The organism is Streptomyces toyocaensis (assembly GCF_000725125.1).
In the GTDB taxonomy this organism is placed as follows: Bacteria; Actinomycetota; Actinomycetes; order Streptomycetales; family Streptomycetaceae; genus Streptomyces; species Streptomyces toyocaensis.
The window spans coordinates 1-25,463 of sequence record NZ_JFCB01000025.1 but is presented as its reverse complement, the minus strand read 5'-3'; the positions used below and the strand labels follow the sequence as shown (position 1 = coordinate 25,463).

At 70.9% G+C, this 25,463-nt stretch carries 27 protein-coding genes; 14 read left to right on the top strand and 13 right to left on the bottom strand.

Annotated features, from left to right (window positions below):
- The first annotated feature begins 275 nt into the window (after nucleotides 1-275).
- The 8 genes from BU52_RS23680 (at nucleotide 276) to BU52_RS23645 (ending at nucleotide 7,725) form a co-directional block, all read left to right on the top strand.
- The gene (locus BU52_RS23680; RefSeq protein WP_037937774.1) at nucleotides 276-1,682 is read left to right on the top strand and encodes a family 2B encapsulin nanocompartment shell protein; all 1,407 of its coding nucleotides are present in this window, start codon (nucleotides 276-278) and stop codon (nucleotides 1,680-1,682) included.
- A 133-nt stretch (nucleotides 1,683-1,815) separates the two neighbouring features.
- Nucleotides 1,816-2,925 (top strand): family 2 encapsulin nanocompartment cargo protein polyprenyl transferase, encoded by a 1,110-nt coding sequence (locus BU52_RS23675; RefSeq protein WP_037937773.1) that lies wholly within the window; start codon nucleotides 1,816-1,818, stop codon nucleotides 2,923-2,925.
- A gap of 188 nt (nucleotides 2,926-3,113) precedes the next feature.
- Entirely contained in the window at nucleotides 3,114-3,767 is a 654-nt protein-coding gene (locus BU52_RS23670; protein WP_037937772.1) for a GNAT family N-acetyltransferase, read from the top strand.
- A 142-nt stretch (nucleotides 3,768-3,909) separates the two neighbouring features.
- Nucleotides 3,910-4,446, top strand: coding sequence for a hypothetical protein (locus tag BU52_RS23665; protein WP_051858553.1), 537 nt, complete (start codon nucleotides 3,910-3,912; stop codon nucleotides 4,444-4,446).
- A 132-nt stretch (nucleotides 4,447-4,578) separates the two neighbouring features.
- Nucleotides 4,579-6,282 (top strand): aa3-type cytochrome oxidase subunit I, encoded by a 1,704-nt coding sequence (gene ctaD / locus BU52_RS23660; RefSeq protein ID WP_435856999.1) that lies wholly within the window; start codon nucleotides 4,579-4,581, stop codon nucleotides 6,280-6,282.
- A 3-nt stretch (nucleotides 6,283-6,285) separates the two neighbouring features.
- Complete coding sequence (locus BU52_RS23655) at nucleotides 6,286-6,726, top strand: hypothetical protein (RefSeq protein ID WP_037937766.1); 441 nt, start codon at nucleotides 6,286-6,288, stop codon at nucleotides 6,724-6,726.
- 139 nt (nucleotides 6,727-6,865) lie between these two features.
- Nucleotides 6,866-7,450, top strand: coding sequence for a dihydrofolate reductase family protein (locus BU52_RS23650; protein WP_037937764.1), 585 nt, complete (start codon nucleotides 6,866-6,868; stop codon nucleotides 7,448-7,450).
- A 26-nt stretch (nucleotides 7,451-7,476) separates the two neighbouring features.
- The gene (locus BU52_RS23645) at nucleotides 7,477-7,725 is read left to right on the top strand and encodes a hypothetical protein (protein WP_037937763.1); all 249 of its coding nucleotides are present in this window, start codon (nucleotides 7,477-7,479) and stop codon (nucleotides 7,723-7,725) included.
- 39 nt (nucleotides 7,726-7,764) lie between these two features.
- Here the strand turns inward: BU52_RS23645 and BU52_RS23640 are convergent, their stop codons facing one another.
- The 5 genes from BU52_RS23640 to sodN all read right to left on the bottom strand — a co-directional run bounded on the left by BU52_RS23640 (nucleotide 7,765) and on the right by sodN (nucleotide 11,063).
- Nucleotides 7,765-8,517 (bottom strand): VOC family protein, encoded by a 753-nt coding sequence (locus BU52_RS23640; RefSeq protein ID WP_037937762.1) that lies wholly within the window; start codon nucleotides 8,515-8,517, stop codon nucleotides 7,765-7,767.
- On the bottom strand, nucleotides 8,514-8,942 hold the full coding sequence (locus BU52_RS23635) for a VOC family protein (protein WP_037937760.1): 429 nt from the start codon (nucleotides 8,940-8,942) through the stop codon (nucleotides 8,514-8,516). The genes BU52_RS23640 and BU52_RS23635 overlap by 4 nt, the downstream gene beginning before the upstream one ends.
- Before the next feature lie 9 nt (nucleotides 8,943-8,951).
- Nucleotides 8,952-9,374, bottom strand: coding sequence for a helix-turn-helix domain-containing protein (locus tag BU52_RS23630; RefSeq protein ID WP_037937759.1), 423 nt, complete (start codon nucleotides 9,372-9,374; stop codon nucleotides 8,952-8,954).
- Between the two features lie 71 nt (nucleotides 9,375-9,445).
- A complete protein-coding gene (locus BU52_RS23625; protein ID WP_037937887.1) occupies nucleotides 9,446-10,516 on the bottom strand; it encodes a protein kinase family protein in 1,071 nt (356 codons plus the stop codon).
- 151 nt (nucleotides 10,517-10,667) lie between these two features.
- Entirely contained in the window at nucleotides 10,668-11,063 is a 396-nt protein-coding gene (gene sodN / locus BU52_RS23620; RefSeq protein WP_037937753.1) for a superoxide dismutase, Ni, read from the bottom strand.
- Between the two features lie 144 nt (nucleotides 11,064-11,207).
- Between sodN and sodX the strand changes: the two genes are divergently transcribed.
- Complete coding sequence (gene sodX, locus BU52_RS33990) at nucleotides 11,208-11,642, top strand: nickel-type superoxide dismutase maturation protease (protein WP_078903416.1); 435 nt, start codon at nucleotides 11,208-11,210, stop codon at nucleotides 11,640-11,642.
- Here sodX and BU52_RS23615 read toward each other — a convergent pair.
- Complete coding sequence (locus tag BU52_RS23615; protein WP_037937749.1) at nucleotides 11,525-12,175, bottom strand: CGNR zinc finger domain-containing protein; 651 nt, start codon at nucleotides 12,173-12,175, stop codon at nucleotides 11,525-11,527. The genes sodX and BU52_RS23615 overlap by 118 nt on opposite strands.
- A 100-nt stretch (nucleotides 12,176-12,275) precedes the next feature.
- On the opposite strand from BU52_RS23615, the gene BU52_RS23610 reads away from it, so the two are divergent.
- Nucleotides 12,276-13,046 carry a class I SAM-dependent methyltransferase gene (locus tag BU52_RS23610; protein ID WP_037937746.1) on the top strand — a complete coding sequence of 257 codons (771 nt, stop codon included), beginning with the start codon at nucleotides 12,276-12,278 and terminating at the stop codon, nucleotides 13,044-13,046.
- Nucleotides 13,047-13,108: 62 nt separating this feature from the next.
- Here BU52_RS23610 and BU52_RS23605 read toward each other — a convergent pair whose 3' ends face one another.
- From BU52_RS23605 to BU52_RS23595, 3 genes are read right to left on the bottom strand one after another with little or no spacing between them, the layout of a single operon-like run.
- Nucleotides 13,109-13,909, bottom strand: a complete 801-nt coding sequence (locus tag BU52_RS23605; protein ID WP_051858552.1) for an amino acid ABC transporter ATP-binding protein — start codon at nucleotides 13,907-13,909, stop codon at nucleotides 13,109-13,111.
- Nucleotides 13,906-14,835: an amino acid ABC transporter permease gene (locus tag BU52_RS23600; RefSeq protein ID WP_037937744.1), complete on the bottom strand. Its 930-nt coding sequence runs from the start codon at nucleotides 14,833-14,835 to the stop codon at nucleotides 13,906-13,908. Before BU52_RS23600 ends, BU52_RS23605 begins: the two co-directional genes overlap by 4 nt.
- A 28-nt stretch (nucleotides 14,836-14,863) precedes the next feature.
- Nucleotides 14,864-15,823 carry an ABC transporter substrate-binding protein gene (locus tag BU52_RS23595; protein ID WP_037937883.1) on the bottom strand — a complete coding sequence of 320 codons (960 nt, stop codon included), beginning with the start codon at nucleotides 15,821-15,823 and terminating at the stop codon, nucleotides 14,864-14,866.
- A gap of 580 nt (nucleotides 15,824-16,403) precedes the next feature.
- Here BU52_RS23595 and BU52_RS23590 point away from each other — a divergent pair.
- The 4 genes from BU52_RS23590 (at nucleotide 16,404) to BU52_RS23575 (ending at nucleotide 19,658) form a co-directional block, all read left to right on the top strand.
- The gene (locus BU52_RS23590; protein ID WP_037937743.1) at nucleotides 16,404-17,642 is read left to right on the top strand and encodes an NAD(P)-dependent malic enzyme; all 1,239 of its coding nucleotides are present in this window, start codon (nucleotides 16,404-16,406) and stop codon (nucleotides 17,640-17,642) included.
- 174 nt (nucleotides 17,643-17,816) lie between these two features.
- Nucleotides 17,817-18,782 (top strand): zinc-binding dehydrogenase, encoded by a 966-nt coding sequence (locus BU52_RS23585; RefSeq protein ID WP_037937742.1) that lies wholly within the window; start codon nucleotides 17,817-17,819, stop codon nucleotides 18,780-18,782.
- 100 nt (nucleotides 18,783-18,882) lie between these two features.
- A complete protein-coding gene (locus BU52_RS23580) occupies nucleotides 18,883-19,092 on the top strand; it encodes an HTH domain-containing protein (protein WP_030219802.1) in 210 nt (69 codons plus the stop codon).
- Nucleotides 19,092-19,658: a Clp protease N-terminal domain-containing protein gene (locus BU52_RS23575; RefSeq protein WP_037937739.1), complete on the top strand. Its 567-nt coding sequence runs from the start codon at nucleotides 19,092-19,094 to the stop codon at nucleotides 19,656-19,658. The genes BU52_RS23580 and BU52_RS23575 overlap by 1 nt, the downstream gene beginning before the upstream one ends.
- 7 nt (nucleotides 19,659-19,665) lie before the next feature.
- Here the strand turns inward: BU52_RS23575 and BU52_RS23570 are convergent, their stop codons facing one another.
- The 4 genes from BU52_RS23570 to BU52_RS23555 all read right to left on the bottom strand — a co-directional run.
- On the bottom strand, nucleotides 19,666-20,691 hold the full coding sequence (locus tag BU52_RS23570; RefSeq protein ID WP_037937738.1) for a PadR family transcriptional regulator: 1,026 nt from the start codon (nucleotides 20,689-20,691) through the stop codon (nucleotides 19,666-19,668).
- A 1-nt stretch (nucleotide 20,692) separates the two neighbouring features.
- The gene (locus tag BU52_RS23565) at nucleotides 20,693-21,565 is read right to left on the bottom strand and encodes a DUF4097 family beta strand repeat-containing protein (RefSeq protein ID WP_037937882.1); all 873 of its coding nucleotides are present in this window, start codon (nucleotides 21,563-21,565) and stop codon (nucleotides 20,693-20,695) included.
- A gap of 147 nt (nucleotides 21,566-21,712) precedes the next feature.
- Complete coding sequence (locus tag BU52_RS23560; protein ID WP_003992906.1) at nucleotides 21,713-21,892, bottom strand: DUF6104 family protein; 180 nt, start codon at nucleotides 21,890-21,892, stop codon at nucleotides 21,713-21,715.
- 78 nt (nucleotides 21,893-21,970) lie between these two features.
- Nucleotides 21,971-25,463 (bottom strand): multifunctional oxoglutarate decarboxylase/oxoglutarate dehydrogenase thiamine pyrophosphate-binding subunit/dihydrolipoyllysine-residue succinyltransferase subunit (locus BU52_RS23555; protein WP_037937737.1); only part of this gene is annotated, 3,493 nt, incomplete at its 5' end.

Below are 25,463 nucleotides of genomic sequence, written 5' to 3'. Positions count from 1 at the left end.
CGGACGACGGTCGCCGTTCGCGGCCGCCTGGTACAGGGCCTATACCGAAAAGGAGCGAGTTCAACTACTCGTTCGGGCCCTGAGCGAGCCGATCCGGACAACTTCCCTCCGGTGCGCGTCCGTCGAGCGGAGCCCCATGTGTGCCCAGCCCTCTCAAGATCCAACCCCGCTCGATCGGGTAATGGCGCGGACACGTTGCGTGAGGAACGCTTGATCGTGCAGGGCGATGCCCGGCGAGGCCGGGCGTGGATCACCATTGGGGAGGGCAATTCTCTATGTCGGTAGGCGAAGAGGTCCGCACGGAGCAGGCCAGGCAGCAGCAGAGCCTCGGCACGGCCGCCGCGCGGAACCTGGCCACCACGACCAAGTCCGTGCCGCAGATGCAGGAGATCAGTTCACGCTGGCTGCTGCGCATGCTGCCCTGGGTCGATGTGCAGGGCGGTACGTACCGGGTCAACCGGCGGCTGACCTACGCCGTGGGTGATGGCCGGATGACGTTCGTGAAGACCGGCGACCGCGTCGAGATCATCCCGGCCGAGCTCGGCGAGCTGCCGGTGCTCAGGTCGTACGAGGACGAGGAGGTGCTGGCCGAGCTCGCCTCCCGCTGCCGGCAGCGGGAGATCGGGGCCGGCCAGGTGATCGCCTCCTTCGGCAGCCCGGCCGAGGAGGTGTACCTGCTGGCACACGGCAGGGTGGAGCGGGTCGGCACCGGCCCCTACGGCGAGGACGAGTCCCTCGGAGTCCTCGCCGACGGTGCCTACTTCGGCGAGCAGGCCCTGCTGGGCGAGGACGCCATCTGGGAGTACACGGCCCGCACCCTCACCGCCTGCACCGTGCTGGTGCTGCCCCGCGAGGCCGTCGAGCAGGTCGCCGAGCGGTCGGACACCCTGCGCGAGCACCTCCGCCGGAGGCTCTCCGTCCCCGGGCAGCGCACCAACAGGTACGGCGAGAAGGAGATCGACCTCGCGGCCGGGCACAGCGGTGAGCCGGACATCCCCCACACCTTCGTCGACTACGAGGCCAGGCCGCGCGAGTACGAGCTCAGCGTCGCCCAGACCGTGCTGCGCATCCACACCCGGGTGGCCGACCTCTACAACCAGCCCATGAACCAGACGGAACAGCAGATCCGGCTGACCGTCGAGGCGTTGAAGGAGCGCCAGGAGCACGAACTGGTCAACAACCGTGACTTCGGTCTGCTGCACAACTGCGAGTACGACCAGCGGATCCAGCCGCACGACGGCGTACCGGGCCCCGACGACATGGACGAACTGCTCAGCAGGCGGCGCGGGACCCGCCTGCTGCTCGCCCATCCCCGCGCGATCGCCGCGTTCGGCCGCGAGCTCAACAAGCGGGGACTCGTCCCGGAGACCATCGACGTGGGCGGCAACCGCATTCCCACCTGGCGGGGGGTGCCCATCTACCCGTGCAACAAGATCCCGGTGACCGAGGCCCGTACGACGTCCGTCATCGCCCTGCGCACCGGGGAGGAGGAGCAGGGCGTCATCGGTCTGCGGGCAGGCGGCATCCCCGACGAGATCGAGCCGAGTCTGTCCGTGCGGTTCATGGGCATCAACGAACAGGCCGTCATCAAGTACCTGGTCACCGCCTACTACTCGGCCGCCGTCCTGGTACCGGACGCGCTCGGCGTCCTGGAGAACGTCGAGATCGGCCGCTGGCGATGACGGTCCGCCGGCTTTTGCACCGCTTGCCGTGTCCCCGCCCCTCCGGGCGGGTACACCTCGGAGGTACGTGCCCGACGGGTGCGCGAGCGCCCTTCCTCCGTTCCTCCACCGAGTCGGACCCAGGGGGAAGCTGATGACGGAGTCCATCACGGCACCGCAGACGGGGCCCACGACGGAGCACGCGACCGGGACCCCCGCGGTACCGGAACCGCGCCACGGTGACGGGCACGAGGCGGCGATGCTGCTGGAGCGGGCGCGGGCCGCGGTCGACCCGGTGCTGCGGGCGGCCCTCGGCTCCCTGCCCGCCCCGCTGCGCCGGATCGCCCTCTACCACTTCGGCTGGGAACACGCGGACGGCAGCCCGGCCGGAGGAGGCACGGGCAAGGCGATCCGCCCCGCGCTGGTGCTCGCCGCTGCCTCGGCCACGGGCGGTCCCGCGGCCAGGGCGGCGGCCGTGCGGGCCGCGGCGGCCGTGGAACTGGTCCACAACTTCACGCTGTTGCACGACGACGTGATGGACCGGGACCCCACCCGCCGGCACCGTCCCACGGTGTGGACGGTGTTCGGGGACACCGACGCGATCCTCGCGGGGGACGCTCTCCAGGCACTCGCCCTGCGGCTGCTCGCCGAGGACCCCCACCCGGCGGGCCGGGCGGCGGCGGCCCGGCTCGCGGACTGCGTGGTCGAACTGTGCGCCGGGCAGCACGCGGACACGGCCATGGAGCGATGCTCCCCCGGCGACGTCACCCTCGCCGAGACGCTCGCCATGGCCGAGTCCAAGACCGGTGCGCTGCTCGGCTGCGCCTGCGCGATCGGGGCGCTGTACGCGGACGCCGACGACGCGGACGTGGCGGCCATGGACGCGTTCGGCCGGGCGGCCGGGCTGGCGTTCCAGCTGATCGACGACGTGATCGGCATATGGGGCGACCCGCTCCGCACCGGCAAGCCCGCCGGCGCGGACCTGGCCGCCCGGAAGAAGTCACTGCCCGTGGTCGCCGCACTCACCTCCGGCACCCCGGCCGCCGCGGAACTCGCCGCCCTGTACGCCGCCCCGCACCGGAAGGAGGACCTGGAACACATCGCCCGGACCGTGGAACGGGCAGGGGGCCGTGACTGGGCGCAGGCCCAGGCCGCCGACCGGATGGCCCGTGCGATGCAGGAGGTGGCCCGCGCGGTGCCCGACCCGGAGGCGGCGGGCGGGCTGCTGACCCTGGCCGAGTTCGTGACCCGGCGCAGCACCTGACGGCCCGCCGTCCCATGACCCCGGACCCACTCGGTGCCGTGCGGCTGCTGACCCCGCACGGCACCGTGGCTCCGGTCCGGCGGGTCCCGCACTTCCCCACGGTGTGCGGGGCCCGCCCTCTCCCCGGCCGTCCTCCCGTTAGGCTCAACCTCCGTACGGACAAGGACGGTTGGGACGAAGGGGCGGACATGGGCGTGGCGATCCGGACGGCTGGGGACGACGACCGGGAGGTGATCGTCCGGCTCCTGGACCGGGCGTTCCAGGACGACCCGGTCAGTGGCTGGGTCTTCCCCGGTGAGGAGTACCGCCGTGCGACCCACCACAGGCTCATGGCGGCCTTCACCGACATCGTCCTCGCCGAGGGGCGTGTCGACCTCACCGAGGACGGCTCGGCCTGCGCGCTGTGGATGTCCGTGCCGGCGGACGACCCCGGCCACGGCGACCGGCCCGCCGGCGAGCGGACGGACGACGACGACTTCGCGCGGATGCGCCGGGCCGTCGATCCGGACAACGAGCGCGTGGAGCTGATCGGCCGGCTCACGGCCGGCATCCACCCCTCGGGGCGCGCCCACGAGTACCTGTGGATGATCGGTGTCGTCCCCGGCCGCCAGGGCGAGGGCCTCGGCACCGCGCTGATCGGTTCCGTCCTCGACCGCTGCGACCGGCAGGGGCGGGCGGCCTACCTGGAGGCGAGCAGCGAGCGCAGCCGCCTGCTGTACGAACGCCTCGGCTTCGAGGCGGCCGGTGATCCCCTGGCCCTCCCGGAGGGGCCGCACATGTGGCCCATGTGGCGCGAACCCCGCACCACGCCCGCCACCTCGTGGACCGGCCCACGGGTCTGATGTCCCGGCGGCCGCCCCCGTCGAGGGACGTTCGGCCCTGGCCGCCGCCGCCCGTGCGGACTTCACTGGCTCGCGGGTGGCGCCCGCCGGCCGTCTCGAGGGGGATCCGGCGGGCGCCGGACGGCGAGGCGACGGGAGCGCGATGAGTGCGACGGGCGACGACGGCGGGGCGGGCGGGGACATCGCGGTGGTGGGGCACGCCGACCTGAGCCCGGACACACTGCTGCTGGTGGAGTCGACGCTGCGGGCCCGCCTGGCGCGCCGTCCCGTCCGGGCCACGGCCCTGGTGCGCACCGGGGCGGGAACGCCCCTGGCCTCCGGCCGGGCCGCACGGGCCTCGGGATGCCCGCTGACCGTGGTGATCCCCACCCGCGCCGGGATGCCGGCCATGCCGCCCCCGCGGGACCGGATGGCGACCGGCGAACTGCTGACCCTCGCCGACCAGGTGCGCCTGCTGACGTACGACCCCGCCTCGCGCGACTCCTGCATCGGCGCCGACGAGCGCCTCGTCGCCTCCAGCGGTCTCCTGCTGGCCGTCTGGGACGGCTCGCCCTCCAACGGCCGCGACGCCACCGCCCACCTGGTCACCTACGCCCGCGCGCGAGGCGTCCCCGTGGAGGTCCTGTGGCCCGCGGGCGCCGCCCGGGAAGCGGTCACGGCCATCGGCGCCAAGGGCTGAACGCCGGGACCATTGGTCCCTGCCCGGGGCCCCTCGCAGGGACCCTTCGACCCATGCGGACCTCTCTCCCCGCCGCCGATCATGGGGCGCGCGAAACAGCTGGGAGGACGACATCCGGTGGATGAGATACGCATGGAGCACGTGAGAACCGCGGCGGACGACCGGACGGATCCGGTGCCGCACGCGGCGGTCACGGCTCGCGAGGGATCCGTCGCGCAGGCGCCGGCGGTGCGCCGGGCCGCGTGGGTGGACTGGCTGACGACCACCGACCACAAGAAGATCGGCACGCTGTACCTGGTCAGCGCGTTCGTGTTCTTCGTCGTCGGCGGGGTCATGGCGCTGATGATGCGCGCGGAGCTGGCCCGGCCCGGTCTGCAGATCATGTCGAACGAGCAGTTCAACCAGGCGTTCACGATGCACGGCTCGATCATGCTGCTGATGTTCGCGATGCCGCTGTTCACCGGCTTCGCGAACTGGATCATGCCGCTGCAGATCGGCGCCCCCGACGTGGCGTTCCCGCGGCTGAACATGCTGGCCTTCTGGCTGTTCCTGTTCGGCTCCTCGATCGCGGCCGCCGGCTTCCTCACCCCGGGCGGCGCCGCCGACTTCGGCTGGTTCCTGTACGCGCCGCTGTCGAACGAGGTCTACTCGCCGGGCATCGGCGCCGACCTGTGGATCATGGGCGTGGCGCTGTCCGGCTTCGGGTCGATCCTGGGCGCGGTCAACTTCATCACCACGATCATCTGCATGCGGGCACCCGGTATGACGATGTTCCGCATGCCGATCTTCACCTGGAACGTGCTGCTCACGGCGCTGCTGGTGCTGATCGTGTTCCCGGTGCTGGCGGCGGCGCTGTTCGCGCTGGAGTGCGACCGCAAGTTCGGCAGTCACATCTTCGACTCGGCCCACGGCGGGGCGCTGCTGTGGCAGCACCTGTTCTGGTTCTTCGGCCATCCCGAGGTGTACATCCTGGCGCTGCCGTTCTTCGGCATCGTCTCCGAGGTGATCCCGGTCTTCTCCCGCAAGCCGATGTTCGGTTACATGGGCCTGATCGGCGCGACCATCGCGATCGCCGGCCTCTCGGTGACCGTATGGGCCCACCACATGTACGTCACGGGCGGTGTGCTGCTGCCGTTCTTCGCCTTCATGACGATGCTGATCGCGGTGCCGACGGGCGTGAAGTTCTTCAACTGGATCGGCACCATGTGGAAGGGCTCGCTGAGTTTCGAGACGCCGATGCTGTGGACGCTGGGCTTCCTCACCACCTTCCTCTTCGGTGGCCTGACCGGCGTCATCCTGGCCTCGCCCCCGCTGGACTTCCACGTCTCCGACACGTACTTCGTCGTCGCGCACTTCCACTACACCGTGTTCGGCACGGTGGTGTACGCGATGTTCGCCGGCTTCCACTTCTGGTGGCCGAAGTTCACCGGCAAGATGCTCGACGAGCGGCTCGGCAAGATCACCTTCTGGACCCTGACGGTCGGTTTCCACCTGACCTTCCTGGTCCAGCACTGGCTGGGGGTCGAGGGCATGCCGCGCCGGTACGCCGACTACCTCGCGGCGGACGGCTTCACCGCCCTCAACACCCTGTCCTCCATCGGGTCGTTCCTGCTCGGCCTGTCGCTCCTGCCGTTCTTCTACAACATCTGGAAGACGGCCAAGTACGGCAAGCCCGTCGGCGTCGACGACCCGTGGGGCGACGGCCGCTCCCTGGAGTGGGCGACCTCCTGCCCGCCCCCGCGGCACAACTTCCTCACCCTGCCGAAGATCCGCAGCGAGTCCCCGGCGTTCGACCTCCACCACCCGGAGATCGCGGCGCTCGAGACGGAGAGGTGAGCCGTGCCGCAGCCCGTTCTCGCCCTGGGGTGCGCGGCGGTGACCGGCGCCGGCTGTGTCTGGTACCTGCCGGCCCTCGCCGATCTGCGGGCCGGAGCGGCCGACCGGCCACTGTCCCGCCGTGCCGCGGCGCTCGCCTGTCTCACCGGCTGGGCCACGCTCGGTGCGGTCGCCGTGGTACTGACGGTGGCCACGGCGTGGTGGATGCCGGGCGCCGTGGCGGCCGTGGGCGGCACGGCCGCCGCCGTCCTGCGGATCCGGGCCGCCGTGCGGCGCGCCGGTGAGCAGCGGGAGGCGGCCCGGCAGTGGGCGCAGTTGCCGCACGCACCCCTGCCCGCCGGTGCCCGGCGCCCTCATGGAGTGGCGGTCACCGCGGCCGTCGTCCCCGTCATGGTGGCGGTCCTGGTCCTCACTCTCGCCGGCCGCGGGCTGCCGGCGGGATAGCGGCCGGCCCGCGTCGGCGGCATACGGAACCTCGTTCCCCACTTCGGCCCCGATCCCGATAACCGCTTGCGACCACTACGATTGGAGTACTACAACTGGAGTTGTTCACGCCGAGTGCCGCCTACGGGAAGAGACCGCGTTGCGAAAGCTCACGTACTTCATCGCCTGCTCCATCGACGGCTTCATCGGGGACCCGGAGGGCGACGCGTCGGCCATGATCTCCCTGGTCGACGAGGAGCTCCTCGAGTTCCTCAGGGCGGAGTACCCGGAGACGGTGCCCACCCATGGCCGGCGCGCGCTCGGCATGGACGACCTGCCGAACAAGCGGTTCGACACGATCGTCCAAGGCAGGGCCAGCTACGACCTGGCCCTGAAGGAGGGCATCACCAGCCCCTATGCCCACCTGCGCGAATACGTCGCCTCCCGCACGCTGGGGGAGTCGCCCGACCCGAACGTCGAGATCATCGCGGACGACCTGGTCGGCCGGGTGCGCGCGCTGAAGGCGGAGGACAGCGCGTACGACGTCTATCTGTGCGGCGGGGCCGGACTCGCCGGTGAGCTGGTCGACGAGATCGACGAGCTGGTCATCAAGACGTATCCCATCGTCCAGGGCTCCGGCATGCCGATGTTCGCCTCCGGCTTCGCCATCACGGAGTTCACGCTGGAGTCGGTGCGCGCATTGGGCAACGGCGTACTGGTACGGACGTACAGCAGGAAGCACTGACCGGCCGCCGGGCCTACCCTGAGGGCATGGGCAGCGAACAACCGGCCTGTCCCGTCTGTGGACAGCCAGTGGACATGGTGGTCCGGCGCCACAAGACGCTGGGCGCGTGGGTCCCGGTATGGGTGCGCGGCCCGTGCCGCAACCCGGAGTGCGAGGAGTGCCCGGACCGGGCGGCCGACGCCGGCACGGCGCCCCCGTCGTCCGAGACGACCGGCGCTCCGCAGTCCGCCCCGGCGGGCGGGGACACCGGAGGCCAGGCCGCCACGACGCGCTAGCACCGGTCGTCGAGGACGGCGTGCGGCGCCGCTGCCTCGTCACCGCCGGTTCGCGTCCCGGCGCGTCACCCCGCCCGTCTCCGGGTCGCGGCCGGTCAGACAGTAGAGGCCGCCCGTCGGGTCCCGCATCACCGTCCAGTGGTCGAACGCGGCCACCGACGACGCCCCGAGGCTCTCGTGCCATGCCCGGGACGCCCGGATGTCGGCGCAGGCCAGGTCGGGATGCGCCGAGACGGGCCGTTCCTCCCGCAGTCGCTGGAGCAGGATGCGCACGGGGAGCCCGGCCGGTGGCCTGACCACGTGGAACTCCGGCAGCGAGCCGGGGACGGAGTCCCAGCCGGGCAGTAGCCCGCTCCAGAAGGCGACCTCGGCGTCGTGGAGGGACGGCGGCAGGTCGAGGCACACCTGGTCCAGCCGGCTGCCGTGCACGACGGGCGGCCGGACCGACTCCCCGTGCCAGCGCACCGCGCAGAACGGCTGCCCGGCGGGCGACCGCAGCACGGACAGCCCCTCGCGCTCGGCGACCGTCCTGCCACCCAGCCGCACCGCCGCCGCGGCGAAACCCGGGACGTCGTCCACGGAGAAGTCGAGGTGCGTACCACCCCCGCCCGAGACGATCCGCTGCATCCCCACGCAGGCGTCGGCGCCGTCCGCCGTCAGGGTCGCGAACTCGCCGTCGTCACCGCTCGGTCCGGACAGCCGGGTCCCCGTGACGGCCGTCCAGAAGTCACCGGCCCGGCCGACGAGCGCGGCGGGGCGGTCGATGAAGGCGTACGTCCACCGGACGCTCACCGCGCGGGGCGTTCCATGAAGCGCAGCATGTTCCCCGCCGGGTCGCGGAACGCGCAGTCACGCACCCCGTACGGCTGGTCCACCGGCTCCTGGAGCACGTCCGCGCCGGCGGCCCGGACGCGCTCGAAGAGGGCGTCGCAGTCGGTGGTGGTGAAGTTGACACCGCGCAGCATGCCCTTGGCCAGCAGCTCCGCCATCGCCTGCCGGTCGCCGGGGGAGGCGTCCGGGTTCGCGGCGGGCGGCTCCAGCACGATCTCCACGTCCGGCTGCTCGGGCGAGGCGACCGTCACCCACCGCATCCCCTCGAATCCCACGTCGTTGCGGACCTCGAGGCCCAGCACGTCACGGTAGAAGGCCAGCGCCTTGTCGTGATCGTCGACGGCGATGAAGCACTGGGCGAGTCTCACGTCCGTTCCTGTGTCCATACGCCCACGCTAGAAGGTTTCGCCGGGATCGACCCGGGTGCGGCCCCGGACCGGTCGGGTGTACGTCCGTGCCACGCACGGCGGGATCACCGCGCTCTCCTCGTGCGACCGGGCCCGGTAGGCGCTCGGCGTCTGACCGACCAGCTCGGTGAAACGCGAGCTGAACGACCCGAGCGAGGTGCAGCCGACCGCCAGGCACACCTCCGTCACCGTGAGGTCGCCCCGCCGCAGCAGCGCCTTGGCGCGTTCGACGCGCCTCGTCATGAGGTAGGCGTACGGCGTCTGCCCGTAGGCCGCGCGGAAGCTGCGCTGGAAGTGGCCGGGCGACATCAGCGCGGTCCGCGCGAGCGCGGAGACGTCGAGCGGCTCGGCGTACTCCCGGTCCATCCGGTCCCGGGCCCGCCGCAGCCGCACCAGATCCTCCAGCTCCACCCGCCCAGCATCCCACGCCCCGCACCCCCGCCGAGGCGGCACGACGGCGGGCAGGTCGGCCCGCCGGACCCTCAGGGCCCGCCCGTTGTGCCGCCGAGCCGGCGGATCTCCTCCAGCGGGTAGGGGGTCCGTCTGCTGCGGTCCTGGAACGCGCGGTTGAAGTCGGACATCACCGCGGCGACCGGCGCGTGCCGGGCGAGGATCGCCGCGGCCTCGCGGGAGATACCCGTGGGACGCTCGCCCTCCGCGAAGGCGCGCACCAGCGCGCGGCGGCCGTCCCGGTCCTCCCTGCGGATGTCGTACAGAGCGGTGACGAGCCAGTTCACCAGGTACGTGGCGGTGTGACAGCGGTCGTACGTCCGATGCCGACCGAAGAACTCGGCCTCGTCCGGCGAGAGCTGGAACCCCGCGGAGAGGGCGAGACCGTAGTCGGCGAAGTACAGGCGCCTGCCGTCGGTCAGGATGTTCTCGAAGTGCGCGTCGAAGTGCAGCAGCCCGCGGCTGTTCATGAACGAGACGCCGGCCGCCAGGCCCCTCTCCACCATGGCGCAGGCCCGGTCGGCGGTCTCGCCCCCCGCTTCGATCCGCTCGCCCAGCCACTGGTGCAGGTTCCGCGGGATGTACTCCAGGAACAGCGCGACACTGGCGGACGACTGCTCCAGGGCCCGGATCCGGTCGCGGACCCGCGGGTCGCCGCCCCAGTAGGCGACGGCCCGTTCGACGTCGGCGAGTTCCTCGGGCAGGGGCGTCGAGTCCGGCAGCACCCGCCAGTGGTACATCAGGGGGAATCCCTCGTGCTCCGCCGCCAGTACCCAGTGGGTCGTCATGATGTGCGCGGCGAGCTCCCGCCAGGCACCGAAGCCCGGCCCGCCGATGGCACCGACGCCGTAATGGCAGTAGACGGGGAGCCGGAAGAGATTCGCCGTGGACCGGAGGTGCTCCGGCCGCAGTTCCACGTCGGTGAGGGGCACCCGTTTGACGAAGACCGGGATTCCCGCGACCTCCGTCAGGGCCGACTTCCCGCCGATGCCGGAGCCGGCCGGCGCGGCCCGCTCCACGAGGGAGGCGAGGGCGCGGTCACTGCACCGCGCCAGGGCCGTGGAGACCGTGCCGTGGGCGGCCAGACGGGCACGGCGCGACATGTCCGTGGCGGTCACCGGCGCCTCCGCCGGGTGGTGCCGCAGACGACCGCACCCGGCCCGTCGGGGACGCCGTGGGAGGCGGACCGTGGGGCCGGGTGCGGGTGGGGGACGCTGCGAGCCGTGAGGAACCGCGCGTCGGAAGGCATGAGGATCAAGCCTTCTTGGTCTCCCAGAAGATCTTGTCGATCTGGGCGATGTAGTCCAGCGCCTTCTGGCCGGTCGCCGGGTCCGTCGAGGCCTTGGCGGCCGACAGGGCCTTCAGGGTGTCGTTGACCAGCTGGTGCAGCTCCGGGTACTTCTCGAAGTGCGGCGGCTTGAAGTAGTCGCTCCACAGCACGGAGACGTGGTGCTTGGCCAGCTCGGCGCGCTGCTCCTTGATGACCGTGGCGCGGGCCTGGTAGTGCGGGTCGTCGTTGCCGGCCATCTTCTCCTGGACGGCCTTCACCGACTCCGCCTCGATGCGGGCCTGGGCCGGGTCGTACACGCCGCAGGGCAGGTCGCAGTGGGCGCTGACCTTGACCTTGGGGGCAAACAGGCGGGAAAGCATGGAGCGTTTCCTTCCTCGTGATCGTCTTCTCACACTGGACATTACTCCGTGGCGGACGGCTTTTCGCGAGTGCCCCCGCGGGCTTAGGACAAAAGTCCGGGGTGAGACTGAGACTGGTGGAGGAAGAAGGGGAGGTGCCGGGAGATGCCTGAGCTGTCGCGGGACGCCGAGCGGGCGAGGGCCCCGCTGCCCTTCGGGGTGGCCGAGGTGACCGGGCCGTCCATGGTGCCCACGCTGCACCACGGGGACCGGCTCCTCGTGCACTACGGCGCCCGGGTCAGACGCGGTGACGTGATCGTGCTGCGGCATCCCTTCCAGCAGGACCTGCTGGTCGTCAAGCGGGCCGCCGAGCGGCGCGACGGCGGCTGGTGGGTGCTGGGGGACAACGCCTACGCCGGCGGGGACAGCACCGACTACGGCGTCGTCCCCGACGAGCTGGTGCTGGGCCGGGTCCGGTTCCGTTACCGGCCGCGCGGCTCGGGGCGGCGGTCGCCGCTGGCCGTGGTGGGCTGGGCGCTGTCGTCGGCGCGGCCCGTGCTCTCCGGCCGGTCGGCCTCCAGGCGTTTGCGCGCGCGGTAGGCGGCCACGTTGGCGCGGGTGGCGCAGCGGTCGGAGCAGTAGCGGCGGGAGCGGTTGGTCGAGGTGTCCAGGTAGGCGTTGCGGCAGGGTGGCGCCTCGCACAGGCCGAGCCGGTCCACGCCGTACTCGGTGAGGTGGAAGGCGAGGCCCATGGCGGCGATGGCGGCATAGCCGGCGGTCGCGTTGGACGGGTGGTCGGCCAGGTGCATGTGCCACAGCGGACGGCCGTCGTCGTCGCGGAAGTCGTGGCCGGAGATCTGCGGGCTGACGGGGAACTCCAGCAGCAGCGAGTTCAGCAGGTCGACGGCGAGCGTCTCGTCGCCGCCGTCCGCCGCGTCGAAGACCGAGCGGAGCCTGGCCCGGACCGAGCGGAACCGCGTCACATCGGCGTCGGTGGCGCGCCGGGCGGCCGACTGGTTCGCGCCGAACAGATCCCGGACGGCCTCGACCGAGGTGAGCATGTCCTTCCCCCGGGCCGGCTCCTCGGTGTTGACGAGGCGTACGGCGTAATCCGAGTAATAGGCCAGTTCCACTTGTAGTCCTTACGCAGGGGCTCTAGGGTCGTGCGTGCGGTCGGGTAATAGACGGTCGTGCTGCAAGGGTATTACGTGACGGAGACGAGGGAGGGGCTCGATGACGGACGCGCACACCACCACGGCCACCGCCGGCTGGCAGGCCTGGCAGGAGAGCTGGGACCGGCAGCAGGAGTGGTACATGCCCGACCGCGAGGAGCGGTTCCGGGTCATGCTCGACATGGTCGAGGCCCTCGTCGGCACGGCCCCGCGCGTGCTGGACCTCGCCTGCGGCACGGGCAGCATCACCGCCCGGCTGCTCGCCCGGTTCCCGGACGCCACCAGCACCGGCGTCGACCTGGACCCCGCGCTGCTCGCCATCGCCGAGGGCACCTTCGCGGGGGACGGACGGGTCTCCTTCGTGACGGCCGACCTCAAGGATCCCGGGTGGCCGGCGGCACTGCCCCACGACTCCTACGACGCCGTCCTGACCGCGACGGCCCTGCACTGGCTGCACCGGGAACCCCTCGCGGACCTCTACGGGCACATCGCGGGGCTGGTCCGCGACGGCGGTGTCTTCATGAACGCGGATCACATGATCGACGACACGACGCCCCGGATCAACGCGGCCGAGCGCGCCCAGCGGCACGCCCGCATGGACCGGGCCAAGGCGGACGGCGCCCTCGACTGGGCCGAGTGGTGGCGCCTCGCCGCGAAGGACCCGGTCCTCGCCGGACCGACGGCCCGCCGGTTCGAGATCTACGGCGAGCACGCCGAGGGCGACACGCCGTCGGCCGCCTGGCACGCGCGCGTGCTGCGCGAGAAGGGGTTCGGCGAGGCGCGGCCCGTCTGGTGCTCGCCGTCGGACACCCTGCTGCTGGCGCTGAGGTAGCACACGGGCGAGGGGCGGTACGGAAGATCCGTACCGCCCCTCCGCCGTGCGCCCGGCCGCGGTCAGAGCACCTTGGACAGGAACGACTTGGTGCGGTCGTGCTGCGGGTTGGTCAGCACCTCGCGCGGGTGTCCGGACTCGACGACCACGCCGTCGTCCATGAACACCAGCGAGTCGCCCACCTCCCGTGCGAAGCCCATCTCGTGGGTGACGACGATCATCGTCATGCCGTCCTCGGCGAGGTCGCGCATCACGTCGAGGACCTCGCCGACGAGTTCCGGGTCGAGGGCCGACGTCGGCTCGTCGAAGAGCATCAGCTTGGGCTGCATCGCCAGTGCGCGGGCGATGGCGACGCGCTGCTGCTGACCTCCGGAGAGCTGTGCGGGGTAGTGGCCCCTGCGGTCGCCGAGACCGACCCGGTCCAGCAGCCGCTCGGCACGCTCCCGGGCCACGGCCCTGGTCTCCCGCTTGACCTGGACCGGGGCCTCCATGACGTTCTCCAGCGCCGTCATGTGGGGGAAGAGGTTGAAGCGCTGGAACACCATGCCGATGTCCCGTCGCTGCGCCGCGACCTCCTTCTCCTTCAGCTCGTAGAGCTTGTCGCCCTTCTGCCGGTACCCGACCAGTTCGCCGTCGACGGACAGCCGGCCGGCGCTGATCTTCTCCAGGTGGTTGATGCACCGCAGGAAGGTGGACTTGCCGGAACCGGACGGGCCGATCAGGCAGAACACCTCCCGCGCGTTCACCTCCAGGTCGATGCCCTTGAGGATGTGCGCGAGGCCGAAGGACTTGTGCACGCCCTCCGCCTTGACCATCGGCTGACCGCTCGTGCCGCTCACGACGTCCTTGCTGAGCTTGCTCATCGGGTCACCCCCGGCCGGCTGAAGGAGTTGAAGAGGCGGAGGTTCTTCTTCAGGCGCTGCAGCGGTGTCGGCGGCAGATTGCGCGTCGAACCGCGGGCGTAGCGGCGCTCGAGGTAGTACTGGCCGACACTGAAGACGCTGGTGAGTGCCAGGTACCAGATCGACGCCACGAAGTACATCTCGACCACCGCGAGCGAGGTGCTGGAGACGTCGGTGGACCGCTTGATGAGTTCGTTGAACTGCACCGCGTAGGCCAGCGAGGAGGTCTTCAGCATGTTGATGAACTCGTTGCCCGTCGGCGGCACGATCACCCGCATCGCCTGCGGGAGGACCACCCGGCGCAGCGTCTTGGCCTGGGTCATGCCGAGCGCGTGCGACGCCTCCGTCTGTCCCTCGTCGACGGACTGGATGCCCGCGCGGACGATCTCGGACATGTACGCGGCCTCGTTCAGGCCGAGCCCCAGCAGCGCCGCCAGGAACGGCGTCATCACCTGGTTCATCTCGTCCTTGTAGAACCCCAGGTTGAGGGTGGGGAACACGAGCGCGATGTTGTACCAGATGAGGAGCTGGACCAGAACGGGCGTGCCGCGGAAGAACCAGACGTAGAAGTAGGCCACCGCGCTGGTGACCGGGTTCGACGACATCCGCATGACCGCGAGGATCACGCCCAGGACGAGACCGAGCACCATGGCGAGCACCGAGATGTACAGCGTGTGCCAGGCGCCGGACAGAATCGTCCCGTCGGTGAGGTAGTCGGGGATGATGCCGTAGTTGATGTTCGCGTTGGAGAAGGCGATCCCGATCAGCACCAGGATCGCGATGACCACCGCGCCGGCCACCCAGCGGCCGTAGTGGCGCACCGGGATCGCCTTGATCTGCTCCGGCGGCACCGATGGCGCCGGAGCCTTGTCAACCGTGTCCGTCACAGTGACTGCCCTTCAGTGTCGCCGAGGTTCAGGAACCGCCGTTGATCTTCGCCTCGGTCACCGCGCCGTCCGTGACGTTCCACTTCTCGAGGATCTTCGTGTACGCGCCGTTCTCGATGATGGCGTTCATGGCGGCCTGGATGGCGTCGCGCAGCTGGGTCTGGTCCTTGCTGATGCCGATGCCGTACGGACCGGCCTCGATCTGCTCGCCGACGACCTCGAAGTCCTTGCCGCCGCCCGACGTCTTGGCGTTGTACGCGGCGACCGGGAAGTCGTTGAGGTCGGCGACGGACGCGCCCTGCTTCAGTCGGAGCAGCGCCTCGGGGTCGGTGTCGTAGGTCTGGAGCTTGATGGCCGGCTTGCCGTCGTCGGTGCACTTCTTGTTCTGCGCGTTGGCGATGCCCTCGGAGGTGGTGCCGCGCTGCAGCGCCACGACCTTGCCGCACAGGTCGTCCAGGGTCTTGATGCCCTTGGGGTTGCCCTTCTGGACGAGGATCGACGTGCCGGCGGTGAAGTAGTCGACGAAGTCGATGCCCTCGCCGGCCTTCTTGCCGGTGTCCGAGTCGATGCCGTTCTGGCGGTCCTTGGTGTCGTTCATCGCGGACATGATCACGTTGAAGCGCTCGGACTGCAGACCGACGATGAGCTGGTCGAACTTGCCGTTCTGGAAGTCGAACTTCACGCCGAGCTGCTTGCCGAGGGCTTCCGCGATGTCGGGGTCGATGCCGACGGCCTTGCCGTCCTTCATGAACTCGACCGGCGGGTACGCGATGTCGGAGCCCACCTTGACGACGCCCGCCTTGCGGATGTCGGCCGGGAGCTTGTCGGCGAGCGGGGCGCTGGACGAGTCGGCCGTGTTGCTGTCGCTGCTCTTGTCCGTCTGGTCACCGCAGCCGGTGAGAATCAGTGCGCCTGCGACCGCGATCGCGCCGACCGCTGCAATCCGGGAGCGTGCGGCGGTGGTACGACGGGTGGTGCTTGCGGTCATGGTGGGTTCCTCCGGCGGATGGGTGGAGTTGCCGATGGGGCCGGCGACTGCCTGAGCGGCATCGCCGCGGGTCGACGAGAGCACACGCCTTCGAGTGTCGCGACCTCGTGTGATTACCGCATCTTGCCATTCGGACTGCGCTATTCAGGGGGGAGGCGATGTCAAAATCGGATAACGGGTGACGCTCGAACCGGGCCGGTCCGCTCCATCATGGCCGGACACTCTGCGGGAATCCTCCATTCCGGCCGGAAGATCTCCGGTGGCGCCCGTGGTAGGGGCAGGGCCGTCGTGACCTTTGGTCCGATTGTGGGCTTGCCGGTGGTTCGCCTGGGTCTTGTCCTGATATCGGGCGATGGTTCAGGGCGTCGGCATGTGACCTTCGCGTTATGGACTCGTCGTCGACGGCGTCCGTCCGGTAAGAAGGGTCTTTACACCCCTCATCCGGGGCTCAGGGCGCGTGTGCGGCGCGCCCGTCGTGTTCGGCCCGTACGAATCATCCCTCCGGGCCTTGCGCGGTCCCGCCCACCCCTCACCAGGAGTGGCAACCCTCAAACCATGAACACTTAAGGGGTAAAACCAAGTGGCAGCGGAGATTGTCAATCCTCGCAGCGACAGCGAAAGCCGGAACGGTCATGAGGAACCGGAGAGCGGGGCAGCGCCCCTGGATTCCTTCGACCCGGCATTCGCGCTGCACCGCGGCGGCAAGATGGCTGTGCAGGCCACCGTGCCGGTCCGCGACAAGGACGATCTGTCCCTGGCTTACACGCCCGGCGTCGCGAAGGTGTGCAGCGCGATCGCCGAGCAGCCGGACCTCGTCCACGACTACACATGGAAATCGCAGGTCGTCGCCGTCGTGACCGACGGCACGGCCGTGCTGGGGCTCGGCGACATCGGGCCCGAGGCCTCCCTCCCCGTGATGGAGGGCAAGGCCATCCTCTTCAAGCAGTTCGGCGGCGTGGACGCCGTCCCGATCGCTCTGGCCTGCACCGACGTCGACGAGATCGTCGAGACCGTGGTCCGGCTCGCCCCCTCCTTCGGCGGCGTGAACCTGGAGGACATCTCGGCGCCCCGGTGCTTCGAGATCGAGCGGCGGCTGCAGGAGCGGCTGGACATCCCGGTCTTCCACGACGACCAGCACGGCACGGCGGTCGTGTCGCTGGCGGCGCTGCGCAACGCGGCGCGGCTGAGCGGACGCGCGCTGGGCGAGCTGCGGGCCGTGATCTCGGGCGCCGGCGCCGCGGGTGTCGCGATCGCCAAGATGCTGGTCGAGGCCGGCATCGGCGACGTGGCCGTGGCCGACCGCAAGGGCGTCGTGTCGCGCGACCGCCAGGACCTCACGCCGATCAAGGCGGAGCTGGCGTCGTTCACGAACAAGGCCGGCCTCTCCGGGACGCTGGAGTCGGCGCTGGCCGGGGCCGATGTGTTCATCGGTGTCTCCGGCGGCACGGTGCCGGAGTCGGCGGTGGCGTCGATGGCCGAGGGCGCGTTCGTCTTCGCCATGGCCAACCCCGACCCGGAGGTGCACCCGGAGGTCGCCCACAAGTACGCGGCGGTCGTGGCCACCGGGCGTTCGGACTTCCCGAACCAGATCAACAACGTGCTGGCGTTCCCCGGGATCTTCGCGGGTGCCCTCCAGGTGCGGGCCTCGCGGATCACCGAGGGGATGAAGCTGGCGGCGGCCGAGGCGCTGGCCTCGGTGGTCGGTGACGATCTCGCCGCCGACTACGTCATCCCGTCCCCGTTCGACGAGCGGGTCGCCCCCGCGGTGACGGCGGCCGTGGCCGCGGCCGCCCGGGCGGAGGGTGTCGCCCGCCGCTGAGGCGCGCTGACAAGCGGCCCCGTCCCGGTGCGGACGGGGCCGCTTTTCTGTGCCGGAGGGCTGATCCGTACGGGTGGCGACCGCCGCGTGCGGCCGGAGGGCGCGTGGCAAGAGGGCGTGTCTCACAGCGGGCCCTGGTTCCCCCGGCGGGGCGGGGAACCTATCGTCAAGGTCATGTTCGCTGTCTACGCCGCCCGAATCGACCGCGACCAGCCGCTGAACGGTCTGGAGTCGGGGGAGCGTCCCGCTCCCGAGACCCGGCCCGGCTGGAGCACCGTCACGGTCAAGGCCGCCTCCCTCAACCACCATGACCTCTGGTCCCTGCGGGGCGTCGGCCTCGCCGAGGACAAACTGCCGATGATCCTCGGCTGCGACGCCGCCGGCGTCGACGCGGACGGCAACGAGGTCGTCCTGCACTCCGTGATCGGACAGAGCGGTCACGGGGTGGGGCCCGGGGAACCCCGCTCCATCCTGACCGAGCGCTACCAGGGCACCTTCGCCGAGCAGGTGTCCGTGCCCACCTGGAACATCCTGCCCAAGCCCAAGGAGCTCTCCTTCGAGGAGGCCGCCTGTCTGCCGACCGCCTGGCTGACGGCGTACCGGATGCTGTTCACCAACGCCGGGGTCCGGCCCGGTGACTCCGTCCTCGTCCAGGGGGCCGGGGGCGGCGTCGCGACCGCCGCCATCGTGCTCGGCAAGGCCGCCGGGCTGCGGATCTTCGCCACCAGCCGGGACGAGGCCAAGCGCAAGCGGGCGCTGGAGCTCGGCGCGGTGGAGGCGGTGGAGCCCGGTGCGCGGCTGCCGCAGCGCGTGGACGCGGTGATCGAGACCGTGGGCGCCGCCACCTGGTCCCACTCGGTGAAGTCGCTGCGCCCCGGCGGCACGGTGGTCATCTCCGGGGCCACCAGCGGTGACCGGCCCTCGCACGCCGAACTGACCCGGGTCTTCTTCCTGGAGCTCAGGATCGTCGGGTCGACGATGGGGACCAAGGACGAGCTGGAGGACCTGCTCTCCTTCTGCGCCGCCACGGGGGTGCGTCCCGTCATCGACGAGGTGCTGCCCATGGACCGGGCGCGGGAGGGCTTCGAGCGGATGGAGTCCGGGGGGCAGTTCGGGAAGATCGTGCTCACCGGTCCCTGAGGAGCGGGGTTCCCGCCGACGGCCGGTCCGGTTCTCCGGGCCGGCCGTTTTGTGTCAACTAGGGTTGACGGCTCGCATGATGTCAACGTAAGTTGACATCATGACTGAGGCAACCGACCTCGCCGAACGGGCGGGCGACCGCGACCCACGGGTCGGCCTGCGGGCCGTCGCCGCGCTGCGCAGGCTGCTCGAGCAGCTGGAGACCGTGCAGGTGCGCAACGCGCGCCATCAGGGCTGGTCGTGGCAGGAGATCGCCACCGAACTCGGGGTCAGCAGGCAGGCCGTGCACAAGAAGTACGGGAGGCATTGATGTTCGAGCGGTTCACCAAGGACGCCCGCGAGGTGGTCAAGGGCGCGGTCGCACACGCGGAGCAGACCGGCGCGGGCAGCGTCGGAGCCGAGCACCTGCTGCTCGCCCTGCTCGACCGGGAGGGCAGCCGGGCCTCCTTCGCGCTGGGGGCCCTCGGGCTCGCCGGGCGGAGGGATCCGGTGAGGGCGGCACTGGAGCGGGCACGGCGGCGCGGCGGGCTGACGCAGGCCGAGACCGACGCCCTCGCAGGGCTGGGGATCGACGTGCCGGAGATCGTGGCCCGGGTGGAGGAGGTGCACGGGGCCGGCGCCCTGTCCGGCGGCCGGCGGGGCGGCGGCCGCCGGACAGGGCACCCCCCCTTGGAACCGGGAGCCAAGGACGTCCTGACCGGGGCACTGCGCGCCGCCACCGCCCGGCGTGACCGGCGCATCGGCGACGAGCACATCCTGCTCGCCCTCACCGCACGCCCCGGCGTCCCCGCCGAGGTCCTCGCCGACCACGGGGTGACGTACGAGTCCGTGACCCGGGTGCTCCCCGGAGGCGGCGGCGAGGCCAAGGCGGGCTGACGGCGGCTCAGGGCTTCGGGGTGCGCAGGACCGCCCCGATGTTCGCCGCCGCCGTGGACAGATGGCGCCGGGCGTCGCGCAGTTGGTCCCCGGTGACGCCGTGGTCCCGGGCCGCGTCCCGGATGTCGTCCCGGAAACGGTCCAGCAGCCGGTCCAGATCGCGGGTCGGGTCACCTGTTGAGTCCGAGGCGTCCTCGTGCGCCCACGCCGGGGTGCAGCCCGCGGGGAAGTCCGCGGGGGTCTGGGAGTACGACGGCTCGGAGGCCTTGCCGGCCGGTCCCGTGCCGGTGCGCCCGAAGGTGAAGTCCTTGCCGAACTCGCCCATCCCCTTGGCCAGTTCACTCAGGCCCTCGCGCAGTCCCGTCGGCCAGTCGCCGCGGGCGAAGTGGTCCTGGGTCTGTTCCTGGACCTGGCGCATGATGCGCTGCACCTGCTCCTGCGCCTCCTGGGCCTGGCGGCGGGCACGCTGGGCCTCCTCGCGGGAGCGCCGGCTCTCGTCCTTCGCACGCCGGGCCTGTTCCTTCCACTCCTGCTTGGCGCGGCGCATCTCCTCCCTGGCGGCGCGCCAGGCGTCCTTGTCGCCGAAGACCGTGAAGTCGCCGGGCAGGCCCTCGTCATCCGTGGACGCGCCGGTGCCCCGGGACTGGCGGGCCCTGCCGGCCGCGGCCCGCATCTCCCGGCGCAGATCGCCCGCCGCGCCGCTGACGTCGGCCCGGATCTCGGCAGCCAGTTCGGCGACCGACTCCCGGATCTCCTGTTCCAGGTCGGCCAGTTCGCCGCTGCGGCCGGCCAGTTCGGCGCGGCCGGCGTCCGTGATGGCGTACACCTTGCGGCCGCCCTCGGTGGTGTGGGTGACCAGACCCTCCGCCTCCAGCTTGGCCAGGCGGGGGTAGACCGTGCCCGCGGAGGGCGCGTAGAGGCCCTGGAAGCGTTCCTCGAGGAGGCGGATCACCTCGTAGCCGTGACGCGGGGCCTCGTCCAGCAGCTTCAGCAGGTAGAGGCGCAGGCGTCCGTGGGCGAAGACGGGGGGCATGTCAGAGCACCTTCTTGTCGGTCGTACCGGCGTTGTCTCCCGAGGTGTCCCGCGGGTCCGGCTCGTCCTCGCCGGGCGGGCGGCGCAGCAGGGCGATGGAGCCGGAGACGGTGGTGGCGCGCAGCTTGCCGCTGCCCGCGCCCAGACGGCCGGTGAGTTTGTGGGCGCCCCAGTGGCCCTGCACCCGGAGGTCGTCGAAGGCGTTGGAGATGGCGCCGCTCGCGGTGTTGGCCTCGACCTCGGCGTCCGCCGGATCGGGCAGCCGGATGGCGATCTCGCCGGAGACGCTGGTGAGCCTGACGTCGGTGGGGCCGTCGGGATCGAGGTCCACGATCATGGAGCCGCTGACCGTGTCCGCCCGCACGGACGATCCCGAGCCCTCGACGACGGTGAGGTCGCCCGAGACGGAGGCGAAGCGGAGGTCGCCGGTGACCGACTGGGCCTCCACGTTCCCCGACACGGTGTCCGCGCGGACCGGACCGGAGAGGGCGACCAGGGTGGTGTCACCCGCGACGCCCTTCACCGCGGCGGGACCACGGATACCGGAGACCACGGCGCCGGCGCCGACCACACCGACCTCCACCCGGGTCTGCGCCGGGACGGCCAGCGAGACCACCGCGCTACGGCGCCAGCCCTTGCGGTCCAGCCACTTGAGGAAGCCCTTCCAGGGCAGGTCGTCATAGGCCACCGTGAGGGTGCCGTCCCGCTGGGTGACCACCAGGGGCGGGCCGTCGATCTCGGTGACCTCCAGCCGGGCGGAACCCTCGTCGGTCCCCACCACGTTCACCGTTCCGTTGACGATGCGCACGTGGAGCTCGCGCACGGGGGCGTCGAAGGTGAGCTTGGTGGGCTCCGCGACGGACGACTCGGACATGGTGACGACCTCCAGGGAGCGGACGTACCCGACGACGCGCCATATCGCGTCTTCCAGATTCACGATATATCGCGGCAGGGGAAAGTCAAGACACCCGTTCCGGTGATGGGTCGTGTGGTGAGCCCTCGACGGAGGTCCGGGAGGCGGCTACTCGTCGTCCTCGTCGTCCAGGCGGGCCAGCCAGGTGGCCAGACGCTCCACCGGGACCTCGAAGTCGGGGTTGAGGTCGACGAACGTCCTGAGCTGCTCGGCCAGCCACTCGAAGGTGACCTCCTCCTCGCCGCGCCGCTTCTCCAGTTCCTCGATGCCACGGTCCGTGAAGTACATGAGACAAGGATATGTGCCGGAAAACGGGCGGGCCGCACCCCCCGGGAGAGGGGTGCGGCCCGCGCGTACGGCTGCCGGTTACGCCTCGAAGACCTCGCGCACCAGCTGCTCCTGCTCGGCCTGGTGGCGCTTCGCGGAGCCGACCGCGGGGGACGAGCCGTGCGGGCGCGAGATGCGCCGCAGACGCTCGTCGTGCGGGAGGTCCGCTCCGACCGCCAGGTCGAGGTGGTCGATCAGGTTGAGCGCGATGAACGGCCAGGCACCCTGGTTCGCCGGCTCCTCCTGGGCCCACAGGTACTTCTCGGCGTTCGGGTACTTCTTGATCTCCGCCTGGAGCTCCGCACCCGGCAGCGGGTACAGGCGCTCGATGCGGATGATCGCCGTGTCGGTCACGCCGCGCTTGCGCCGCTCGGCCTCCAGGTCGTAGTAGACCTTGCCGGCGGTGAAGACGACCTTCCTGACCGCGGCCGGGTCGACCGAGGCGTCGCCGATGACCGGGCGGAACTGGCCCGTCGTGAACTCCTCCGCCTTCGAGGCCGCGGCCTTCAGGCGCAGCATCGACTTCGGGGTGAAGACGACCAGCGGCTTGTGGTGCGGGTTGTGCACCTGCCACCGCAGGAGGTGGAAGTAGTTCGACGGCGACGTCGGCATCGCGACCGTCATGTTGTTCTGCGCGCAGAGCTGCAGGAACCGCTCGGGACGGGCCGAGGAGTGGTCCGGCCCCTGGCCCTCGTAGCCGTGCGGGAGGAGCAGGACCACACCGGAGGTCTGGTTCCACTTCTGCTCGGCCGAGGAGATGAACTCGTCCACGACCGTCTGCGCGCCGTTGACGAAGTCGCCGAACTGCGCCTCCCACAGCACGAGCGCGTCGGGGCGGGCCAGCGAGTAGCCGTACTCGAAGCCCATCGCCGCGTACTCGGACAGCAGGGAGTTGTAGACGTTCAGCCGCGACTGGTCCTCGGAGAGGTACTGCAGCGGCGTGTACTCCTCGCCCGTGCTGCGGTCGATGATGACCGCGTGGCGCTGGCCGAAGGTGCCGCGCTGGGAGTCCTGGCCGGCGAGGCGCACCGGGACGCCCTCCAGCAGCAGGGAGCCGAACGCGAGGGTCTCGCCCATGCCCCAGTCGATCGTGCCGTCCTCGACCATCGCCGCACGGCGCTGCAGCTGCGGCAGCAGACGCGGGTGGACGGTGATGTGGTCGGGGACGTTCACCTGGGACTCGGCGATCCGCTTGACGACCTCCGTGGTCACCGCGGTGTTCACGGCGACCGGGAACTCGGCCTGCGGCTCGGACGGCACCACGGCCGACGGCTGCGAGGTGGCCTCACGGACCTCCGTGAAGACCTTCTCGAGCTGGCCCTGGTAGTCCTGCAGCGCCTGCTCGGCCTCTTCCAGGGTGATGTCGCCGCGACCGATCAGGGACTCGGTGTAGAGCTTGCGCACCGAGCGCTTCTTGTCGATCAGGTCGTACATCAGCGGCTGGGTGAAGGCCGGGTTGTCCGACTCGTTGTGACCGCGGCGGCGGTAGCAGATGAGGTCGATCACCACGTCCTTGTTGAACGCCTGACGGAACTCGAAGGCCAGGCGCGCGACGCGCACGACCGCCTCCGGGTCGTCGCCGTTCACGTGGAAGATCGGGGCCTCGATCATCCGGGCCACGTCCGTGGCGTACATCGAGGAGCGCGAGGACTCCGGGGCGGCGGTGAAGCCGACCTGGTTGTTGATGACGATGTGGACCGTGCCGCCGGTGCGGTAGCCGCGCAGCTGCGACATGTTCAGGGTCTCGGCCACCACGCCCTGGCCCGCGAAGGCCGCGTCGCCGTGGATCGCCACGGGCAGGACGGTGAAGTCCGTGCCGCCCTTGCCGATGATGTCCTGCTTGGCACGGGCGACGCCCTCCAGGACCGGGTCCACCGCCTCCAGGTGCGAGGGGTTGGCGACCAGGGAGACCTTGATCTGCTCGCCGTCCAGGCCGGTGAAGGTGCCCTCGGCGCCCAGGTGGTACTTCACGTCGCCGGAGCCGTGCATCGACTTCGGGTCGAGGTTGCCCTCGAACTCGCGGAAGATCTGCGCGTACGACTTGCCGACGATGTTGGCCAGCACGTTCAGCCGGCCGCGGTGGGCCATGCCGATGACGACCTCGTCCAGGCGGGACTCGGCGGCCGAGTCCAGCACCGCGTCGAGCAGCGGGATGACGGACTCGCCGCCCTCCAGGGAGAAGCGCTTCTGGCCGACGTACTTGGTCTGCAGGAAGGTCTCGAAGGCCTCCGCCGCGTTCAGCCGGCGCAGGATGCGCAGCTGCTCCTCGCGCTCCGGCTTGGTGTGCGAGCGCTCGATGCGGTCCTGGATCCACTTGCGCTGCTTGGGGTCCTGGATGTGCATGAACTCGACGCCGGTGGTGCGGCAGTACGAGTCGCGCAGGACGCCCAGGATGTCGCGCAGCTTCATCAGGGACTTGCCCGCGAAGCCGCCGACGGCGAACTCGCGCTCCAGGTCCCACAGCGTGAGGCCGTGCTCGACGATGTCCAGGTCGGGGTGCTTGCGCTGGCGGTACTCCAGCGGGTCGGTGTCGGCCATGACGTGACCGCGGACCCGGTAGGAGTGGATCAGCTCGAAGACGCGGGCGGCCTTGGTGACGTCGTCGTCGTGCGAGGCGTCGATGTCCTTGAGCCAGCGGACGGGCTCGTAGGGGATGCGCAGCGCCTCGAAGATCTCGTCGTAGAAGTTGTTCTCGCCGAGCAGGAGGTTCGCGACCTGGCGGAGGAACTCGCCGGAGGCGGCGCCCTGGATCACCCGGTGGTCGTAGGTCGACGTGAGCGTCATGACCTTGGAGATGCCGAGCTTGTTCAGGGTGTCCTGGCTGGTGCCCTGGAATTCCGCCGGGTAGTCCATCGAGCCGACGCCCAGGATCACCGACTGGCCGGGCATGAGGCGCGGCACGGAGTGGACGGTGCCGAGGCCCCCGGGGTTGGTCAGCGAGACCGTGACGCCGGTGAAGTCGTCCATCGTCAGCTTGTTGTCGCGGGCACGACGGACGATGTCCTCGTAGGCCTGCCAGAACTCGAAGAAGTTCAGCGTCTCGGCCTTCTTGATCGCCGCGACGACGAGCTGGCGGTCGCCGTTGGGCTTGACCAGGTCGATGGCGAGACCGAGGTTGACGTGCTCCGGCTTGACCAGGGTGGGCTTGCCGTCCACCTTCGCGTACGAGTGGTTCATCGCGGGCATCGCCTTGATCGCCTGGACCATGGCGTACCCGATGAGGTGCGTGAAGGAGATCTTCCCGCCGCGCGCCCGCTTGAGGTGGTTGTTGATGACGATGCGGTTGTCGAACAGCAGCTTCACCGGGACCGCGCGCACGGAGGTGGCCGTGGGCAGCTCCAGCGAGGCGTCCATGTTCTTCGCCACGGCGGCGGACGGACCGCGCAGGGTCACCCGCTCGGGGCCGCTCTTGGCCTCGTCGGCGGGCTGCGCCTGGGGCCTGGCGGGGGCCGGCTTCGCGGCGGGGGCGGCCGGAGCGGCGGCCTTCGCCGGGGCGGGCGCCTGCGCCGGGGCCTTGGCGGCCGGCCGGGCC

What these genes read in the sequence shown, in the direction of transcription:
- BU52_RS23560 (WP_003992906.1), bottom strand. Translation starts at nt 21,892, where the DNA reads ATGTACTTCACGGACCGTGGCATCGAGGAACTGGAGAAGCGGCGCGGC.
- BU52_RS23605 (WP_051858552.1), bottom strand. Translation starts at nt 13,909, where the DNA reads ATGAGCAAGCTCAGCAAGGACGTCGTGAGCGGCACGAGCGGTCAGCCG.
- BU52_RS23645 (WP_037937763.1), top strand. Translation starts at nt 7,477, where the DNA reads ATGGGCAGCGAACAACCGGCCTGTCCCGTCTGTGGACAGCCAGTGGAC.
- BU52_RS23580 (WP_030219802.1), top strand. Translation starts at nt 18,883, where the DNA reads ATGACTGAGGCAACCGACCTCGCCGAACGGGCGGGCGACCGCGACCCA.
- sodX (WP_078903416.1), top strand. Translation starts at nt 11,208, where the DNA reads ATGCCTGAGCTGTCGCGGGACGCCGAGCGGGCGAGGGCCCCGCTGCCC.
- BU52_RS23610 (WP_037937746.1), top strand. Translation starts at nt 12,276, where the DNA reads ATGACGGACGCGCACACCACCACGGCCACCGCCGGCTGGCAGGCCTGG.
- BU52_RS23570 (WP_037937738.1), bottom strand. Translation starts at nt 20,691, where the DNA reads ATGCCCCCCGTCTTCGCCCACGGACGCCTGCGCCTCTACCTGCTGAAG.
- BU52_RS23670 (WP_037937772.1), top strand. Translation starts at nt 3,114, where the DNA reads ATGGGCGTGGCGATCCGGACGGCTGGGGACGACGACCGGGAGGTGATC.
- BU52_RS23680 (WP_037937774.1), top strand. Translation starts at nt 276, where the DNA reads ATGTCGGTAGGCGAAGAGGTCCGCACGGAGCAGGCCAGGCAGCAGCAG.
- BU52_RS23575 (WP_037937739.1), top strand. Translation starts at nt 19,092, where the DNA reads ATGTTCGAGCGGTTCACCAAGGACGCCCGCGAGGTGGTCAAGGGCGCG.
- ctaD (WP_435856999.1), top strand. Translation starts at nt 4,579, where the DNA reads ATGGAGCACGTGAGAACCGCGGCGGACGACCGGACGGATCCGGTGCCG.
- BU52_RS23635 (WP_037937760.1), bottom strand. Translation starts at nt 8,942, where the DNA reads ATGGACACAGGAACGGACGTGAGACTCGCCCAGTGCTTCATCGCCGTC.
- sodN (WP_037937753.1), bottom strand. Translation starts at nt 11,063, where the DNA reads ATGCTTTCCCGCCTGTTTGCCCCCAAGGTCAAGGTCAGCGCCCACTGC.
- BU52_RS23585 (WP_037937742.1), top strand. Translation starts at nt 17,817, where the DNA reads ATGTTCGCTGTCTACGCCGCCCGAATCGACCGCGACCAGCCGCTGAAC.
- BU52_RS23565 (WP_037937882.1), bottom strand. Translation starts at nt 21,565, where the DNA reads ATGTCCGAGTCGTCCGTCGCGGAGCCCACCAAGCTCACCTTCGACGCC.
- BU52_RS23675 (WP_037937773.1), top strand. Translation starts at nt 1,816, where the DNA reads ATGACGGAGTCCATCACGGCACCGCAGACGGGGCCCACGACGGAGCAC.
- BU52_RS23595 (WP_037937883.1), bottom strand. Translation starts at nt 15,823, where the DNA reads ATGACCGCAAGCACCACCCGTCGTACCACCGCCGCACGCTCCCGGATT.
- BU52_RS23625 (WP_037937887.1), bottom strand. Translation starts at nt 10,516, where the DNA reads ATGTCGCGCCGTGCCCGTCTGGCCGCCCACGGCACGGTCTCCACGGCC.
- BU52_RS23665 (WP_051858553.1), top strand. Translation starts at nt 3,910, where the DNA reads ATGAGTGCGACGGGCGACGACGGCGGGGCGGGCGGGGACATCGCGGTG.